The organism is Kitasatospora sp. NPDC057738 (genome assembly GCF_042798815.1).
Taxonomy (GTDB): Bacteria; Actinomycetota; Actinomycetes; order Streptomycetales; family Streptomycetaceae; genus Kitasatospora; species Kitasatospora lactacystinica.
In genome coordinates this window covers 59,779-78,523 of sequence record NZ_JBHVJT010000044.1, presented here as the reverse complement: position 1 = coordinate 78,523, position 18,745 = coordinate 59,779, and the positions used below count along the sequence as shown (strand labels likewise).

11 protein-coding genes are annotated in these 18,745 nt (G+C 71.2%); 10 read left to right on the top strand and 1 reads right to left on the bottom strand.

The annotated features are described in order from the left end of the window. The 3 genes from ACFVGO_RS23685 to ACFVGO_RS23675 all read left to right on the top strand — a co-directional run. On the top strand, window positions 1-2,582 hold a 2,582-nt coding region (locus ACFVGO_RS23685; RefSeq protein WP_380633863.1), incomplete at its 5' end, for a SpoIIE family protein phosphatase. A gap of 228 nt (window positions 2,583-2,810) precedes the next feature. Next, window positions 2,811-5,411, top strand: coding sequence for a SpoIIE family protein phosphatase (locus tag ACFVGO_RS23680; RefSeq protein ID WP_380350085.1), 2,601 nt, complete (start codon window positions 2,811-2,813; stop codon window positions 5,409-5,411). A gap of 93 nt (window positions 5,412-5,504) precedes the next feature. Beyond that, a complete protein-coding gene (locus tag ACFVGO_RS23675) occupies window positions 5,505-7,328 on the top strand; it encodes an ABC transporter family substrate-binding protein (protein ID WP_380633861.1) in 1,824 nt (607 codons plus the stop codon). Between the two features lie 37 nt (window positions 7,329-7,365). On the opposite strand, the gene ACFVGO_RS23670 is transcribed toward ACFVGO_RS23675, so the two are convergent. Beyond that, window positions 7,366-8,490 carry a hypothetical protein gene (locus tag ACFVGO_RS23670; RefSeq protein ID WP_380350090.1) on the bottom strand — a complete coding sequence of 375 codons (1,125 nt, stop codon included), beginning with the start codon at window positions 8,488-8,490 and terminating at the stop codon, window positions 7,366-7,368. A gap of 256 nt (window positions 8,491-8,746) precedes the next feature. Between ACFVGO_RS23670 and typA the strand changes: the two genes are divergently transcribed. The 7 genes from typA to ACFVGO_RS23635 all read left to right on the top strand — a co-directional run bounded on the left by typA (window position 8,747) and on the right by ACFVGO_RS23635 (window position 18,649). Further along, window positions 8,747-10,651 carry a translational GTPase TypA gene (gene typA, locus ACFVGO_RS23665; protein ID WP_359899557.1) on the top strand — a complete coding sequence of 635 codons (1,905 nt, stop codon included), beginning with the start codon at window positions 8,747-8,749 and terminating at the stop codon, window positions 10,649-10,651. A gap of 431 nt (window positions 10,652-11,082) precedes the next feature. After that, a complete protein-coding gene (locus ACFVGO_RS23660; protein WP_359899558.1) occupies window positions 11,083-12,720 on the top strand; it encodes an ABC transporter substrate-binding protein in 1,638 nt (545 codons plus the stop codon). Window positions 12,721-12,860: 140 nt separating this feature from the next. Continuing rightward, entirely contained in the window at window positions 12,861-13,787 is a 927-nt protein-coding gene (locus ACFVGO_RS23655) for an ABC transporter permease (protein WP_359899560.1), read from the top strand. Next, window positions 13,780-14,724 (top strand): ABC transporter permease, encoded by a 945-nt coding sequence (locus tag ACFVGO_RS23650; RefSeq protein WP_359899562.1) that lies wholly within the window; start codon window positions 13,780-13,782, stop codon window positions 14,722-14,724. The genes ACFVGO_RS23655 and ACFVGO_RS23650 overlap by 8 nt, the downstream gene beginning before the upstream one ends. Before the next feature lie 19 nt (window positions 14,725-14,743). Beyond that, a complete protein-coding gene (locus ACFVGO_RS23645) occupies window positions 14,744-15,793 on the top strand; it encodes an ABC transporter ATP-binding protein (protein WP_380633857.1) in 1,050 nt (349 codons plus the stop codon). After that, complete coding sequence (locus ACFVGO_RS23640; RefSeq protein WP_359899565.1) at window positions 15,786-16,802, top strand: dipeptide ABC transporter ATP-binding protein; 1,017 nt, start codon at window positions 15,786-15,788, stop codon at window positions 16,800-16,802. Before ACFVGO_RS23645 ends, ACFVGO_RS23640 begins: the two co-directional genes overlap by 8 nt. Before the next feature lie 221 nt (window positions 16,803-17,023). Then, entirely contained in the window at window positions 17,024-18,649 is a 1,626-nt protein-coding gene (locus ACFVGO_RS23635) for an ABC transporter substrate-binding protein (RefSeq protein ID WP_359899567.1), read from the top strand. Window positions 18,650-18,745: the final 96 nt, after the last annotated feature.

Genomic DNA, 18,745 nt, shown 5'->3' with positions numbered 1-18,745 from the left:
GCAGCCCCGGCGCCCGGTCCGATCTGCGCGGCCGTCCCGGCCGGCCGTTCCCCGGCGGGCCCGCCGACGCCCAGGGAGGTCCGGTCGGCACGGGCGGTCCCGGCGGCCCGGGCACGCCCGCCGAGGGCAGCCTGCTGGACATGCTCAGGGTCGCCATCGCGATCCTGGACACCGCGGGCCGGGTGGTGCTCTGGAGCCCCGCCGCCGAGGAACTGCTCGGCTGGCCGAACGAGCTGCTGGTCGGCCGCCGGATCGACGAGCTGATCCCCGACCGGGAGCAGGTCGCCCGGATCCGGCGCGCGATCCAGGACACCCTGCGGCACGGCCGCTGGGCCGGCCCCGCCGAGCTGCGCGACCGGGACGGCTCCCCGGTCGCCGTGGACGCCCGGATCTCCCTCCTGGTGGACGGCGACGGCACCCCGTTCCTCCAGGTCAACATGGCCGAGGCGGCCGCCGTCCAGGCGGTCGAGCGGGACCTCGCGGTGCGCGACGCGCTGTTCGAGCAGTCCCCGCTGGGCATCGCCATCATGGACACCGACCTGCGCTACACCGCCGTCAACCAGACCCTCGCCGAGATGAACGGCGTCGCCCTGGACGACCACGTCGGCCGCACCACCGGCGAGACCCTGCCGGAGCGGGCCGCCGACGAGATCACCGCCATCCAGCGCCAGGTGCTGGCCACCGGCGAGCCGGTCATCGACGTCACCCTGGCCTCCCCGGTCACCACCCGGGCCGGCTACCGCTCGATCTCCTACAGCCGGATGACCGACCGTTCCGGCCGGGTGCTCGGCATCTCCGGCACCGTGATGGACGTGACCGAGCGCTACCGGGCGGTCGCCAAGGTCGAGCACGCCCGGCGCCGGCTCTCGCTGCTCAACGAGTTCGGCTCCCGGGTCGGCGACCTGCTGGACGCCTCCCGGATCGCCCAGGAGCTGGCCGGCTCGGTCGTTCCCCGGCTGGCCGACCTCTCGGCGGTGATCCTGCTCCAGGCCGTCGCGCACGGCGACGACCTGCCCCGGCACGGCCACGACCGGCGCACCTCGCTGCTCCAGCTCGGCACCGCCTCCGTCCAGGACGGCCCCGAGGTGGACGTGATGCTGCGCCGCGGCGCCCGGATCACCTTCGCCGAGGACTCCGTCTGCGGCCGGGTGCTGCGCACCGGCGTGCCCGAGCCGCTGTCCGGCGCCGACCAGCTGGACGAGGTGACCTACCCCGGCGACCCGAAGATGCAGGCCGCCCGGGACCTCGGCGTGCACTCGATGCTGGTCGTGCCGCTGCGCGCCCGGGGCATCGTGATCGGCCTGCTGCTGGTCAGCCGGTCCGGCTACCGCGAGGGCTTCGACCGGGACGACCTGGCCTTCACCGTCGAGCTGGCCGACCGGGCCGGCAGCTCGCTGGACAACGCCCGCCTCTACGCCCGCGAACGCACCGCCGCGCTCACCCTCCAGCGGACCCTGCTCCCGCAGCAGGTCCCGCAGCCCACCGGTGTCGAGGTCGCCTACCGGTACGTGCCCGGCAGCAGCGGCACCGAGGTCGGCGGCGACTGGTTCGACGTCATCCCGCTGCCCGGCGACCGCACCGCGCTGGTGGTCGGCGACGTGATGGGCCACGGCCTGCGGGCCGCCGCCACCATGGGACGGCTGCGCACCGCCGTCCGGGTGCTGGCCGCCCTCGACCTGCCGCCGGACGTCCTGCTGCGGCACGTCCACGAGCTGGCCGACGACCTCGCCCAGGGCCCGGACGAGGCGCTGCTGGCCACCTGCGTCTACGCGGTCTTCGACCCGACGACGGCCCGGCTCACCGTCGCCAAGGCCGGACACATCCCGCCGGTGCTGGTGGTGCCCGGCGAGGCCGCCCCGGAGCCGACCCGCAACGGCGGCCCGCTGCGCGGCGGCGCCGGCCGCATCCTCGACCTGCCCTCCGGCGCCCCGCTCGGGGTGGGCGGAGTTCCGTTCGAATCGGTCGAACTGAAGATCCCCGAGGGCAGCCTGCTGGCGCTGTGCACCGACGGCCTGGTCGAGTCCCGGGACAAGGACCTGGACGTCGGCCTCGGCCGGCTGATCACGGTGCTCCAGGAGCCGCACGCCTCCATCCAGGCCGCCTGCGAGGCGGTGCTGGACACCATGGAGCAGGGCCGGGAGCCGGACGACGTCGCGCTGCTGCTGGCCCGGCTCGGCCACGGCCAGGCCGGCACCCCGACGGCGGGCTGGACCCTGCCCGCCGAGCCCACCGCCGTCTCCCGGGCGCGCCGGCTGGTCCGCGCCACGCTCGCCGAGTGGGGCGTCGAGGAGCTCACCGACATCGCCGAGCTGCTGGTCAGCGAGCTGGTGACGAACGCCGTCCGGTACGCCAGCGCCCCCATCGGGGTGCGGCTGACGCTCGGCGAGACGCTGCTGGTCGAGATCTCCGATCCGCTGCCCGACCCGCCCCAGGAGCGGCACGCCGCCGAGGCCGACGAGGGCGGGCGCGGTCTGGAGCTGGTCCACCGGCTGGCCCTGCACTGGGGCGCCCGGGCCGAGGGGATCGGCAAGGTGGTCTGGTTCGAGCAGGCGCTGCCGGGTAATGAGCCGGACGGATCGTGAGCGGAGCGAACAGCGAGGAGGGGGTGTCGCCAGTGCCAGCGGGCGCTCAGGGGGAGCGCGCGCTCCGGAAGGGGGCGCGGGCGTGGCATTGTGGTTGCGCGGGCGGTAGGACAAAAACCTTCGCCCGATCTGATGTTGTGATGTTGAGGGCGTGTGAACGTACCCCTCGATGATGAATACTCGGTCTTCTCGACATCCGGACGGTCGCGGGTTGGAGGGGTCGGTCCGTTGAACAGCACTCCGGCGCGGAGCGTGTCGCCGAGGAGCAGCGGTCATGCCGCTGTACCCGGGCAGGCCGGCTCCTCGCACCTGCCCGTACCGGACGGCGCGCCCGCCGGCCGCGGCCACCACCCCGTCGCCGAGGGCCGGCCCTGGGGCGCGGGCGACCCCGGCTCGATCTACGACTACATCCGGGTCGCCACCTTCGCGATCGGCCCCGACGGGCGGATCAGCCAGTGGAGCGAGCGCGCCGCCGAGTTCTTCGGGGTCCCGGCCGCCGAGGCCGTCGGCGCCGACCCGATCTCCACCTTCGTCCCCCGCGAGCTCTGGCAGCGCGGCCGGGCCCGGCTGGAGCGCACCCTGGCGGGCGAGGAATGGGTCGGCACCACCCCGTACCGGGACGCCGACGGCGGAGAGGGCCTCGCCGAGCTCTACCTGATGCCCGACAGCTCCCTGCCCACGGCGGGTGCCACCTGCCTGGCCGTCGACCTCGGACGGCTGCGCCGGATCGAGACCGACCTGGCCGCCTCCGAGGCCGTCTTCGGGCAGACCCCCACCGGCTTCGTGCTGTTCGACGACCGGCTGCGGCTGCAGCGGGTCAACGACGCCTTCGCCTCCGGCATGGGCCTGGTCCCCACCGACCTGGAGGGCCTCACCCCGCACGACCTCTTCCCGTCGTCCGAGGCCGACCGGCTCTCCGCCGCCCTGCGCAAGGTCCTGGCCACCGGCGAGCCCGTCTTCGACCTGCGCTTCCACGGTGCCGTCCCGACCCGCGAGGGCAACCGGCTCTGGGCCGTCTCGCTGTACCGCCTGAACGGTTCCGCCGGGCAGACCATGGGCGTCGCCGGGCAGGTCTCCGACGTCACCAGCCGGCACGTCGCCGAGCGCGAGGCCGACGGCGTGCGCCGCAACCTGGCCCTGCTCAACGAGGCCAGCGCGCACATCGGCTCCACGCTCGACCTGGAGACCACCGCCAAGGAACTGCTGGACGTCGTCGTCCCGCCGTTCTGCGACCTCGCCACCGTCGACCTCTACACCGCGCTGCTCTCCGGCGAGACCGTGCCCAGCGCCGGCCGGCTCGGCGACACCGTGCTCACCGACGGCAGCGGCGAACTGCGCCGGGTCGCCGTCTCCAGCGTGGTCGGCGGCGCCTCCTCGGTGCTCGGCTCGGTGACCGGCTTGCCGATCGCCGAGGCCGGCGGCACCCTCTGCTACCCCCGCCGCTCCCCGCACGCCCGGGCGCTGCGCACCGGCCGCAGCGTCGTCCCCGAGCCCGGGCGCGACCCGCTGCTGCGCTCCACCCTGATCGTCCCGCTGGTCGCCCGCGACCAGGTGCTCGGCCTCGTCCAGCTCTCCCGGGCGATCGGCAGCGAGCCCTTCGACGCCCGCGACGTCGCGATCGCCGAGGAACTCGTCGCCCGCGCCGCCGTCTGCATCGACAACGCCCGGCTCTACCGGCGCGAGCACGAGCGGGCGCTGATCCTCCAGCGCAGCCTGCTGCCCCCGGGCAACCCGGCCGCCAGCGGCCTGGAGATCGCCTGCCGCTACCTGCCCAGCAACAACAACACCGAGGTCGGCGGCGACTGGTTCGACGTCATCCCGCTGCCCGGCAACCGCACCGCGCTGGTCATCGGCGACGTGATGGGCCGCGGCCTGCGCGCCGCCGTCGCCATGGGCCAACTGCGCACCGCCGTCCGCACCCTGGCCATGCTCGACCTGGAGCCGGGCGAGGTGCTCACCGCCCTGGACGAGATCGCCCGCGGCCTCGGCGACGACTCGGTGCCGGTCGGCCCGCCCACCCCGTACGGCCGGCTCACCTCGACCGCCGACGAGGAGGCCCGCGAGGTCTACCTGGCGACCTGCGTCTACGCGGTCTTCGACGCCGTCAGCCGGCGCTGCTGGATCGCCAACGCCGGCCACCTGCCGCCCGTCCTGCTCAGCCCCGGCGAGGGCGCCCGGATGCTCGACGTACCGCCCGGCCTGCCGCTCGGCGTCGGCGGCGAGCCCTTCGAGGAGGTCGAGATCGACCTCCCGGACGGCGCCGTCTTCGGCCTCTACACCGACGGCCTGGTGGAGAGCCGCAAGCACCAGCTGGACGAGGGCCTGCGGGCCTTCCGCTCCGCGCTCTCCGACGAGGGCAAGGGGCTGGAGGACCTCTGCGACCACGTGCTCGGGGAGCTCAACCCGCACCACGGCGAGGACGACATCGCCCTGCTGATGGCCAAGGTGCACGCCTTCCCCGACGACGCCGTCGGCAACTGGTTCCTGCCGCCCGAGCCCACCTCGGTGGCCAAGGCCCGGGAGCTGGCCTGCAGCTGGCTGCTCGCCCGGGGGCTGGAGGAGCTGGTCGACACCACCGAGCTGCTGGTCAGCGAGCTGGTCACCAACGCGCTCAAGCACGGGCGGGGCGAGATCCGGCTGCGGCTGCTGCGCGAGCGCAGCCTGGTCTGCGAGGTCTGGGACGACGGCTACGCGCAGCCCCGGCAGCGGCGCGCGCAGGAGACCGACGAGGGCGGGCGCGGCCTGCAGCTGGTCAGCCTGCTGGCCGAGCGCTGGGGCAGCCGGCGCACGCCCAAGGGCAAGATCGTCTGGTTCGAGCTGGCCCTGTAGCAGCCCGCACCGGTGGGCCGGACGGGTGCAGTCGCCCGGCGGCCCGCCGTGTCGGCATGGGCAGGGCGGCCGCGGCGGCGTTCGATGGCCGCCATGCGCGTCCGCCAGCTCACCGCCGCAGCCGCCGCGCTGCTGCTCTCCGCCGCTCTCGGCGGCTGCTCCGACGACCCCGGCCCCCGGGCCCCCGCCCCCGTGCCCGCCCCGGCCGATCCCACCGCCACCACCGGGGACGTCGGGCCCGCCGACCGCGCCGCCGTCCGGGACGGCGGCACGCTGCGCTGGGCGGTGGACGGCGTCCCGGCCACGCTGAACGTCTACCAGGGCGCGGCGACCGCCGACTCGGCGCTGCTCGCCCACGCGCTGTACCCCTCGCTGTTCCGGCCGGACGAGCACGGCCGGCTCGTCCCCGACCCCGACTACCTGGCGGGCTTCGACTGCACCCCGCCCGGGGAGCAGCCGCAGGTGGTGACCTACCGGCTCAACCCGCGCGCCGTCTGGAGCGACGGCACCCCGATCTCGGCCGCCGACCTCGACGCCCAGCGGATCGCGCTGTCCGGCCCGGACCCGGCCCGCCGGACCGGGAAGGCGGCCGGGTACGACGCCATCGACTCGGTCGCCCAGGGCGCCGACCCGTACGAGGTGCGGGTGACCTTCCGGCGGCCGTACGCGGAGTGGCGCGCACTGTTCGGCCCGCTCTACCCGGCCGCCGAGACGGCCGGCCCGGACGCCTCCACCCGGCCGCCGGCCGACGGCGGCCGGCCGAGCGCCGGCCCGTACACCCTCTCCCGGTACGACGCCGAGGGCGGGACGGTCACCGTGGTGCGCAGCCCGCTCTGGTGGGGCGATCCGCCGAAGGCCGACCGGATCGACTTCCTCGCCGTGCGGCCCGAGCAGCGGCTGGACGCGCTGGACCAGGAGCGGCTGGACATCGCCCCGCTCACCGCGGCGGTGGACCGGGCGGCGCCGGCCGCCCCTCCCGAGCCTTCCGCCTCTGCGTCAGCCTCCGCCTCCGCCTCCGCGTCAGCCTCCGCCGCGCCGCCGCCCGCGGCCGCGCCCGAGGCCGCGGCACTGGCGCTGCGGCGGGCCGAATCGCTGCCCGGCGTCACCGTGCACCGGGCCGCCGCGGCCTCGCTCACCCAGCTCACCCTCAACGCGGCGCGCGGCCCGCTGACCGACCCGCTGGTGCGCCGCGCCCTCACCCGGGCCGTCGACCGGCGGCGGATCGCCGACGCCGCGCTCACCCCGCTCGGCCTGCCCGCCGCCCCGCTGGGTAGCCACCTGTTCGCGGGCGACCAGCAGGGCTACCGGGACAACAGCGACGCGGCCGGTCCGGCGGACCCGGGCCTGCTGCTCGACGAGGCGGGCTGGATGCGGCCCGCCGGCGGGGGCACCCGGGCCAAGGGCGGCAAGCCGCTCGCCCTCTCGCTGCTCGTCCCGGCCGGTTCGGCGACCGCCGAGCGCACCGCCGACGCGCTCATCGCAGAGCTCGGGGAGTCCGGGATCGCGGTGCAGCGGGTGCCCGCGCCCGCCGAGTCCTTCGTCGGGGAGCACCTGGCGGCCGGGGACTACGACCTCGCGCTCCTCTCCTGGCCGGCCGGCCCCAGCCCGGCGGTCGAACAGCGTTCCGTCTACGCCAAGCCCCGGCCGGACCTGGACGGCGTGCCCGAGCCGGGTGGCAACTTCGGCCGCAGCGGTACCGAGGAGATCGACCGGCTGTTCGACCGGGCGGCCGCCGAACCGGACCCGGCGGCCCGGCTGGGCCTGCTCCAGGAGGCGGACGTACGGATCTGGCAGCTCGGCCACTCGGTGCCGCTCTACCAGCGGCCGGAGCTGGTCGGGGTCCGGACCGGGGTGGCCGGCGCGGGCGCGTACGGCTACGGGTGGCCGCGCTTCCAGGACGTGGGCCTGCTCGACTAGAGCTCCCGGGTGCCGCGCACCAGGACGATCGGGACACTCACCGGGCCGCCTCCACCGGCTCCAGCATGCGTTCGACATCGGCGATCCGGGCCAGTTCGGGGCACTCCCGGCGGGCCCGGGCGAGTGCCTCGCGGGCCTCCTCCGGACGCCCGGCCGCGATGAGGGCGGCGGCGAGGGAGCAGCAGGCCAGGGACCGGTGGAAGCGGGAGCCGACCCTGTTCGACAGACGGCGGGCCATGCGGACGGCGGCCTGCGGATCGTTCTGGAACCGGGCGAGCTCGGCCGCCGGGAGGAAGTCGCGGGCGAGCGTCCGGTCGTGGACGCCCAGTCGGACGAGATACGGCTCCAGCAGTGCTCCGGCCCGCGCGGGGGAGTGCTCCCCGGCGTCGACGCGGCCCACGAAGGTCATGGCGGCGAGGAAGGCCACGGTCGAGTCGGCGGGCGTGTGGCCCCGCTCGAAGGCCTCGTCGGCGAGCCGCTCGGCCTCCTCGTGCCGGCCCTCGGCCAGCGCGATCCCGGCAGCGGTGAGGACCATGGGCGTGCCCTTGCCCAGCTCGCGGCGCGCCTCGGAGATCCGGCCCCGGACCAGGAACCGCTCGGCCTCGACGGCGCTCGGCGACTCGGCGTCGATCGTCACGGATCCCGGCCGGAAGGGCATGACGAACACGGCCCAGAGGGAGTTGACCGGGCTCGTCGCGGAGGTCACCGCGGTCATGGCGAGGGAGAACAGCAGCCCGAGGCCGATGCCCCGGGGCAGTTCCGTGGCGGAGGCCGCCAGCCAGGCCCCGAGCCCCGCGTGGACTCCGAACCGTGCGACCGAGACGAGCCACAGCCGCAGCCGGGGCGCGCGGACCGGCAGCAGGCCCCAGGGGAACAGGAATCCGCTCGTCGGCCGCAGCCCCAGTTCGACGGGCACTCCGGCGACCGAGCCGCTCCACAGGGTCCGGCCCCTGCCGTACGAGGCGCTGTACAGCCACCCGCCGCAGAGCCGGTGGGTGAGCAGGAACCAGAGGTCGGACAGCGGCTCCTGGCCCACCAGGAAGCCGATCACGCAGCCGAGAGCGGTCGGGCCCGGCAGGTCGCGGAGGACCGCCAGGTACAGGAGCACGGCGCCGACGGCACGGAACAGCCAGGGCAGCGAGGCCCGGAGGTGTTGGATCACGAACGGAAGAGTGTCGGAGGCGGGCCGCGGGGTGAAGGGTGTGTGACCCACCTGTGATCTTGATCCCGTGCGACCTGCCCGTTTCTGCTCACCTGGGCGCTTCCCCGTACGATAGGAGGAAGCCGAGGCATGTCGATATGCCCGGCGGGTGGACCGGTAGTAGCAGGCGGAACGGGTGGCGGCGACCGAAGCGGTCGCAAGTGCGCGTCTCGCGGCCGGGCGCCGTAACCCACGATTCCGGGAGAATCCGCTAGGCATGCCCACGCGCAACGACATCCGTAACGTCGCCATCGTCGCCCACGTCGACCACGGCAAGACCACGCTGGTCGACGCCATGCTCAAGCAGGCCGGCGCCTTCGCCGCCCACCAGCACCTCGATGACCGGATGATGGACTCCAACGACCTGGAGCGCGAGAAGGGCATCACCATTCTCGCGAAGAACACCGCGGTCAAGTACCACCCCAAGGATGGTGGCGCACCGATCACCATCAACATCATCGACACCCCGGGCCACGCCGACTTCGGTGGCGAGGTCGAGCGCGGCCTGTCGATGGTGGACGCGGTCGTCCTGCTGGTCGACGCCTCCGAAGGCCCGCTGCCGCAGACCCGCTTCGTGCTCCGCAAGGCGCTCACGGCCCGCCTGCCCGTCATCCTCTGCATCAACAAGACCGACCGTCCGGACTCCCGGATCGACGAGGTCATCAACGAGACCTACGACCTGTTCCTGGACCTGGACGCGGACGAGGACCAGATCGAGTTCCCGATCGTCTACGCCTGTGCCCGTGACGGCGTCGCGTCGCTGACCAAGCCGGAGAACGGCACCGTCCCGGCCGACAGCACCAGCCTGGAGCCGTTCTTCTCCACCCTGCTGGAGCACGTCCCGGCCCCCAGCTACGACGAGGCCGCGCCGCTCCAGGCCCACGTCACCAACCTGGACGCCGACAACTTCCTCGGCCGCATCGCGCTGCTCCGCGTCGAGCAGGGCGAGCTGCGCAAGGGCCAGACCGTGGCCTGGATCAAGCGTGACGGCTCGATCCAGAACGTCCGCATCTCCGAGCTGCTGATGACCGAGGCGCTCACCCGCAAGCCGGCCGAGGTGGCGGGCCCCGGTGACATCTGCGCCGTCGCCGGCATCGGCGAGATCATGATCGGCGAGACCCTGGCCGACCCGGAGAACCCGATCGCGCTGCCGCTGATCACGGTGGACGAGCCGGCCATCTCGATGACCATCGGCACCAACACCTCCCCGCTGGTCGGCCGTGGTGGCAGCGGCAAGGGCGCGGACGCCAAGGCCGCCGGCAAGGTGGACCGCAAGGTCACCGCCCGCCAGGTGAAGGACCGCCTGGACCGCGAGCTGATCGGTAACGTCTCGCTGCGCGTCCTGGACACCGAGCGTCCGGACGCCTGGGAGGTGCAGGGCCGCGGTGAGCTGGCGCTGGCCATCCTGATCGAGACCATGCGTCGCGAGGGCTTCGAGCTGACCGTCGGCAAGCCGCAGGTGGTCACCAAGGAGGTCAACGGCAAGACCCACGAGCCGGTCGAGCGCCTCACGGTGGACGTGCCCGAGGAGCACATGGGCGCGGTCACGCAGCTCATGGGCATCCGCAAGGGCCGGATGGACAACATGTCCAACCACGGTTCGGGCTGGGTCCGGATGGAGTTCGTCGTGCCGTCCCGCGGCCTGATCGGCTTCCGCACCGAGTTCCTCACCAACACCCGCGGCACCGGCATCGCCCACTCGATCCACGAGGGTCACGAGCCGTGGTTCGGCAACCTGACCACCCGCAACAACGGCTCGCTGGTCGCCGACCGGGCCGGCGTGGTCACCGCCTTCGCGATGACCAACCTGCAGGAGCGCGGCGTGCTCTTCTGCGAGCCGGGCACCGAGGTGTACGAGGGCATGATCGTCGGTGAGAACTCGCGTGCCGACGACATGGACGTGAACATCACCAAGGAGAAGAAGCTCACCAACATGCGCTCGGCGAACGCCGACGTGGCCGAGTCGATCGTCCCGCCGCGCAAGCTCTCGCTGGAGCAGTCGCTGGAGTTCTGCCGCGAGGACGAGTGCATCGAGGTGACCCCGGAGACGGTTCGCATCCGTAAGGTCGTCCTTGACCAGAAGGACCGCGGACGCACTGCCTCGCGCGCCAAGAAGGCGTGATCCGGACGCACTGAACGGCCATTGGCCGGAATGATTCGCCCCCCTTTCCCATGGAGAGGGGGGCGAACTTTTTCAACTACTCCAAGTTGTCGGGGCCGCTATTCACGGAATAGCGCTCATCACCGCCGGGTGTCCGCTGAGCGGACGTGACAGTTCGTCATCCGTGACGACTGTCCGTTTGGTGCCTGTCTGGCTATGTCTCAAATGTCCGGTTTTCGAAACTTACCGACTGTTCATGTGACCTAATTGAGATCGTCACTGGTCACTTTCGTGTCCGTGCGTGACGGATAGTGGGTGCAGTCAGGCTCGGGTCAAGGGTGAACGCGCAGGGGTGCGCGCCGAAACCACGAGCGCGGACGGCACAGCGGGCCCGGTGATCACCGTTCCGCAGTGCCCTCCTCGTTGCAACGTCGAATTCAGGAGGCACACCGATGCGCGGTGCGAGCCAGGCCAAGTGGGTTGTCGCAGCTGTTGCTGTCGCCCTCGCTGCGACTGCGTGCAGCAGCAGCGACTCCTCCGGGGGTAGCTCCGACAGCGCTGCGGTCGACCCCGGGGCCAGCTTCAGCTACCAGAGCGCGGAGCCGCAGCGCCCGCTCCAGCCGGCGAACGCCATGGAGAACCAGGGCGGCCGTATCGTCAAGCAGCTCTTCAAGGGCCTCGTCGACTACGACCCCGCGACCGGTGCCCTGCGCAACCAGGTGGCCGACAAGATCGAGACCACGGACGCCAAGAACTACACCGTCACGCTGAAGTCCGGCTGGACCTTCCACGACGGCACCCCGGTCACCGCCAAGTCCTTCGTCAGCTCCTGGAACTGGTCGGCCAACCCGAAGAACAACCAGATCAACTCGGACTGGTTCTCGGACATCGTCGGCTACGACGCCGTGCACCCGGAGAAGGGTGACCCGACCGCCACCGAGATGTCCGGTCTGAAGATCGTCGACGACACCCACTTCACGATCGAACTGACCAGCCCGGTCTCGTACTTCACGTACAAGCTCGGCTACTCGGCCTTCTTCCCGCTGCCCGAGGGCTTCTTCGCCGACCCGGCCGGCTACGGCCAGAAGCCGGTCGGCAACGGCCCCTACAAGTTCGTCTCGTGGGAGCACAACAAGGCCATCACCCTGGCCGCGTTCGACAAGTACACGGGCATCGACAAGCCGAAGAACGGCGGTGTCGTCTTCCGCAACTACACCGCCGGCGAGGCCGCGTACAAGGACCTGATGTCCGACACGCTGGACGTGCTGGACCAGGTCGACCCGACCGACCTGCCGAAGTACAAGGACGACCTGGGCAAGCGCGCGGTCGACCAGCCGCAGGGCGCCATCCAGAACATCGGCTTCGCGCTGTACCAGGGCGGCTGGAGCGAGGCGGGCAAGGAGAAGGTCCGTCAGGGCCTCTCGATGGCGATCGACCGCGAGACGATCACCAAGACCGTGCTGAACGGCAACCGCCTGCCCGCCGACTCGTTCGTGGCGCCCGGCGTCATGGGCTACAAGGCCGGCACCTGCGGCGACGCCTGCAAGTACAACCCGGAGAAGGCCAAGCAGCTGATCACCGAGGGCGGCGGCGTCCCCGGCGGCAAGGTCCTCATCCAGTACAACTCCGACGGTGGCCACAAGGAGTGGGTGGACGCGGTCTGCAACTCGATCCGCCAGGCGACCGGCGTCGAGTGCCTCGGTGACCCGAAGCCGGACTTCAAGACCTCGCGCGACATCATCACCAACAAGCAGGTCCAGAGCATGATGCGGACCGGCTGGGTGCAGGACTACCCGCTGAACGCGAACTTCCTGCGCGACGTCTACGGCACCGGTGCCGCGGCCAACGACGGTGGCTACTCGAGCCCCGAGTTCGACAAGCTGTCGAAGGAGGCGGACGCCGCCACCACGGTCGAGAAGACCGCCGAGCTCTACCAGCAGGCCGAGGCCGTTCTGGCCAAGGACATGCCGGCCATCCCGCTCTGGTACTACAAGACCAGCTCCGGCTACTCCAAGAACGTCCAGAACGTGAAGTTCAACTCCTTCGGCGACCCGGTCTACACCGACGTCGAGGTCAAGAAGAAGAAGTAATCGGTCGGCACCGCCTGACCCGGTGACAACGGCCGGTGCCCGTCCATCCCCACAAGGGCGAGGACTGGCACCGGCCGTTGGCACGCCGACTTTTCTCTTGCCGAGTTGACGGGCTCGGCAGGGCCATACATGGAGGCACGATGGGGCGCTTTGTCGCAAGGCGACTGCTCCAGATGATCCCGGTGTTCCTCGGAACGACCGCACTCATCTTTTTCATGGTGCACTTGCTGCCTGGTGACCCGGTGGCAGCACTGTGGGGCGACAAGGCACCGGACCCGGTGCAGCTCGCCGCTCTCAAGCACCAGCAGGGCTTCGACAAGCCGCTGATCCAGCAGTACTTCGACTACATGGGCAAGCTGCTCACCGGTGACTTCGGCACCGGTCTGGACCAGCGCCCGGTCATCGACAAGATCAGCGAGGCACTGCCGGTCACGGTCCGGCTGGCGCTGTTCGCGTTCGTGATCGAGATCGTGCTGGGCATCGGCATCGGCCTGTACTCCGGTCTGCGCCGCGGCAAGCTGTTCGACCGGGGAGCCCTGGTCCTCACCCTGCTGCTGATCTCGATCCCGGTCCCGGTGCTGGGCTTCATCTTCCAGACGGTCTTCGGGCAGAACCTGAAGTGGGTCACCCCGACCGTCCAGGACAGCAACGACATCACCCAGCTGGTGCTGCCGGCCGTGGTGCTCGGCTCGCTCTCGCTGGCCTTCGTCGCGCGCCTCACCCGTACTTCCATAGCCGAGAACATCAAGGCCGACTACGTGCGCACCGCGGTGGCCAAGGGCCTGCCGCGGCGCAAGGTGATCGGCACCCACCTGCTCCGCAACTCGATGATCCCGGTGGTCACCTTCCTCGGCACCGACCTCGGCGCCCTGATGGGCGGCGCGATCGTGACCGAAGGCATCTTCAACGTCCAGGGCGTGGGCCACGCGCTCTACCAAGCGATCAACATGAAGGAGGGCGCGACCGTCTCCGGCTTCGTGGCCTTCCTCGTGATCGTCTACCTGGCCGCCGGCCTGATCGTCGACCTGCTTTACGCGGTCCTGGACCCGAGGATCCGTTATGCCTGACCTGACCGAGAAGAAGACCGCCGGGGACATCCCGGCCCAGCGCGCGGCGGACGCCCCGGCGCCGAAGCAGGAGAAGGCCCGCAGCCTCGGCTCGGACGCCTGGCACGACCTGCGTCGCAAGCCGATCTTCGTGATCTCCGCGCTGCTGATCCTGCTGCTGATCGTCATCGCCATCGCCCCCGGGCTGTTCACCTCGGTGGACCCGCGGGCCGGCGACCTGCGCAACCACTACCTGTCGAAGCCGAACTACAGCCACTTCTTCCAGGCGGACTGGTTCGGCTACGACCTCCAGGGCCGCAGCATCTACGCCCGCATCATCTATGGCGCCCGCGCCTCGGTCGTGGTCGGCATCTGCGTCACCCTGGGCGTGACCATCCTCGGCGGCCTCGCCGGCATGGTGGCCGGCTACTTCGGCGGCTGGGTCGACACGATCATCTCCCGCATCACCGACATCTTCTTCGGCATCCCGCTGCTGCTCGGCTCGCTGGTGGTCCTCAACGCCTTCACCTCGCGCACCGTCTGGAGCGTGGTCTTCGCGCTGGTCGCCCTGGGCTGGACCCAGATGACCCGTGTCATGCGCGGCTCGGTGATCACGGTCAAGCAGGCCGACTTCGTGACGGCGGCCAAGGCGCTCGGCGCCGGCACCGGCCGGATCATGTTCAAGCACATCCTGCCGAACGCGATCGCCCCGGTGATCGTCGTCGCCACCATCGCGCTCGGCGGCTACATCGCCACCGAGGCGACGCTGAGCTTCCTCGGCATCGGTCTCCAGGACCCGACCATCTCCTGGGGCATCGACATCAGCTCGGCCCAGAAGGTGATCCGTACGGCTCCGTTCGCCCTGTTCTTCCCCGCCGGAATGCTGAGCCTTACCGTGCTGGCGTTCATCATGCTCGGCGACGCGGTGCGCGACGCCCTCGACCCGAAGCTCCGCTGAGAGAAGAGGTGACGACCCGATGACCACCGTGATCGAGAACAACCAGAAGAATGACCGGCTCGAAGTCGGCACTCCTCTCCTGGAGGTGAAGGACCTCCACGTGGAGTTCCACACCCGGGACGGCGTGGCCAAGGCAGTGAACGGCGTCAACTACTCCGTCGCGGCCGGCGAGACCCTCGCCGTGCTCGGCGAGTCCGGCTCCGGCAAGTCCGTGACGGCGCAGACCATCATGGGCATCCTGGACATGCCCCCGGGCAAGGTGACCCAGGGCCAGATCCTGTACCGCGGCCAGGACATGCTCACGATGAGCGGCGAGGAGCGGCGCCGGATCCGCGGCCGGAAGATCGCGATGATCTTCCAGGACGCGCTCTCCGCGCTGAACCCGGTGCTCAGCGTCGGCTACCAGCTCGGCGAGATGTTCCGCGTGCACCAGGGCGCCTCCAAGAAGGAGGCGAAGGAGAAGGCCATCGAGCTGATGGACCGGGTGCGCATCCCGGCCGCCCGCCAGCGGGTGAACGACTACCCGCACCAGTTCTCCGGCGGCATGCGCCAGCGCATCATGATCGCGATGGCGCTGGCCCTCCAGCCCGACCTGATCATCGCGGACGAGCCCACCACCGCCCTGGACGTCACCGTCCAGGCCCAGGTGATGGACCTGCTGGCCGAGCTCCAGGCCGAGTACAACATGGGCCTGATCCTGATCACCCACGACCTCGGCGTGGTCGCCGACGTCGCGGACAAGATCGCCGTGATGTACGCGGGCCGGATCGTGGAGACCGCCCCGGTGCACGACCTGTACGCGAACCCCGCGCACCCGTACACCAAGGGCCTGCTCCGCTCCATCCCGCGCCTGGACCAGAAGGGCCAGGAGCTGTACGCGATCAAGGGCCTGCCCCCGAACCTGCTCAAGGTTCCGGCCGGCTGCGCGTTCAACCCCCGCTGCGACGTCGCCACCGACCAGTGCCGCACCGAGACCCCGGCGCTGCACCACGTGACGGACAAGGACGGCAAGGAGCTCACCGGCCGCCGCAGCGCGTGCCACCTCTGGAAGGAGACCCTCCATGGCTGAGAACATCCTGGAGGTCAAGGACCTGGTCAAGCACTACCCGCTGACCCAGGGCATCCTCTTGAAGAAGCAGGTCGGCGCGGTCAAGGCGGTCGACGGCATCTCCTTCGAGCTGAAGAAGGGCGAGACGCTCGGGATCGTCGGCGAGTCCGGCTGTGGCAAGTCCACGCTGGCCAAGGTGCTGATGAACCTGGAGCGGGCCACCTCCGGCCAGGTGCTCTTCAAGGGCGAGGACATCTCCACGCTCCAGGGGGCGGCCCTCAAGGCCGTCCGCCGGAACATCCAGATGGTGTTCCAGGACCCGTACACCTCGCTCAACCCGCGCATGACGGTCGGCGACATCATCGGCGAGCCGTTCGAGATCCACCCCGAGGTGGCGCCCAAGGGCGACCGCCGCAAGGCCGTCCAGGACCTGCTGGACGTCGTGGGTCTGAACCCGGAGTACATCAACCGGTACCCGCACCAGTTCTCCGGCGGCCAGCGCCAGCGCATCGGCATCGCCCGCGGCCTCGCGCTCAAGCCCGAGATCATCATCTGCGACGAGCCGGTCTCCGCGCTGGACGTGTCCGTCCAGGCGCAGGTGATCAACCTGCTGGAGCAGCTGCAGGGCGAGTTCGGCCTCTCCTACATGTTCATCGCGCACGACCTCTCCATCGTCCGGCACATCTCCGACCGCGTCGGCGTGATGTACCTGGGCAAGATGGTCGAGATCGGCTCGGACGAGGAGATCTACGAGAACGCCACCCACCCGTACACCCAGGCGCTGCTCTCCGCGGTGCCGGTGCCGGACCCGGCGGCGCGCGAGACCCGCGACCGGATCGTGCTCAGCGGGGACATCCCCTCGCCGGCCAACCCGCCGTCCGGCTGCCGCTTCCGCACCCGCTGCTGGAAGGCGGAGGAGCGGTGCTCCGAGGAGGTCCCGCTGCTCGCGGTCCCCTCGCTGCTGAAGGGCCCGGCCGCGCACGAGTCGGCCTGCCACTTCCCCGAGGTCCGGGAGCAGGCCGCGGCCTGATTCCCCCGTCGGTCCCAGGAAGGGCCCGTGGCGTTCGCGCCGCGGGCCCTTCCGGCATTCTGTGGATCCGGCGCCGCGTGGATCCGGTGCTGCGGCGATCCGGCGCCGCGTCAACTCGGCAGGGGGTCACGGCACCCGTCCGGGTGCACCTGACTCGCGCCGTCGCCGGGGCGCGCTTCTCATGGGGTGTGATGCGACACACACCCTGAGGAGGGACCTCCATGCCCGAAGCCGCCCGTGCTCGTTGGGTCCTCGCCGTCGCGACGTCCGTGGTCCTGGTGGCCACCGGGTGCAGCAGCAGCAACGGCGGAGGAGGCAGCGGCTCGTCGGACGCGAGCAAGACCTTCAGCTACCAGAGCAACGAGCCGCAGAACCCGTTGCAGCCCGCCAACGCGAACGAGGTCGGCGGTGGTCGCATCATCCAGAACCTCTTCAAGGGGCTGGTCGACTACGACCCCGCCACCGCCAAGATCCGGATGCAGGTCGCCGACACGATCGACACCAGTGACTCGCTGACCTTCACCGTCACCCTGAAGGACGGCTGGAAGTTCCACGACGGCACCCCGGTGCACGCCCAGAACTTCGTCGACGCCTGGAACTGGGGCGCCAACCCCGCCAACAACCAGATCAACAGCTCCTGGTTCTCCGACATCGAGGGCTACCAGGACGTCCACCCGGCCTCCGGCCAGCCGACCTCGGACAAGATGTCCGGACTGACCGTCACCGACGACCTGCACTTCACCGTCAAGCTGAACCACAAGGTCTCGTACTTCGAGTACAAGCTCGGCTACATCGCCTTCTCGCCGCTGCCCGAGGGCTTCTTCAAGGACCCGGCCGGGTACGGGCAGAAGCCGGTGGGCAACGGCCCGTACCAGTTCGTCAGCTGGGCGCACAACAGCCAGGTGGTCACCAAGAGCTTCCCGGACTACCAGGGCGTGGACAAGCCGAAGAACGGCGGCGTCGTCTTCAAGATGTACACCACCTCCGAGGCCGCCTACGCCGACCTCCAGTCCAACAACCTGGACGTGATGGACCAGGTGCCGCCGTCCGCGCTGGCCACGTACAAGAGCGACCTCGGCGACCGCGCGGTGGACGCGCCGCAGGGCGCCATCCAGAACATCGGCTTCACCCTCTACCAGGCCGACTGGGCCGCCCCGGAGAAGGCCCAGGTGCGCCAGGGCCTGTCGATGGCGATCGACCGCGCGACCATCACCAAGACGGTGCTGCAGGGCTCCCGCGCGCCGGCCAGCGCCTGGGTGGCGGAGGGCGTCGAGGGCTACAAGGCCGGCACCTGCGGGGACTTCTGCAACTTCGACCCCGCCAAGGCCAAGCAGCTGATCCAGCAGGGCGGCGGCGTCCCCGGCAACAAGGTGCTGATCACCTACAACGCGGACGGCGGCCACAAGGAGTGGGTCGACGCGGTCTGCAACTCGATCCGGCAGAACACCGGCGTCGACTGCCTCGGCGACCCGAAGCCCGACTTCAAGACCGCCCGCCAGGCCATCACCGCGCACCAGCTCAACGGCGCCTTCCGCACCGGCTGGGTGCAGGACTACCCGCTGAACGCCAACTTCCTGGCCGACGTGTACCGCACCGGTGCCGCGTCCAACGACACCGGGTACAGCAGCCCGCAGTTCGACCAGGCGGCGACCCAGGCCGACGAGGCCGCCAGCGTCGCCGACACGGTGACCGGCTACCAGCAGGCCGAGGCGGTGCTGCAGAGCGGCATGCCGGCCGTCCCGCTCTGGTACTACCGCACCAACTCGGGCTACTCGACCAAGGTGCAGAACGTGAAGTTCGACTCCTTCGGCAACCCGGCCTGGACGCAGGTCGAGGTCAAGGGCTGATCCCCGGGCCCTGGTCCCCGGACCCTGATCCCCGCGCACCGGCCCCGCCCTCCCCGCACGGAGGGCGGGGCGCGGTCTCCCGGCCGACCGGCCCGG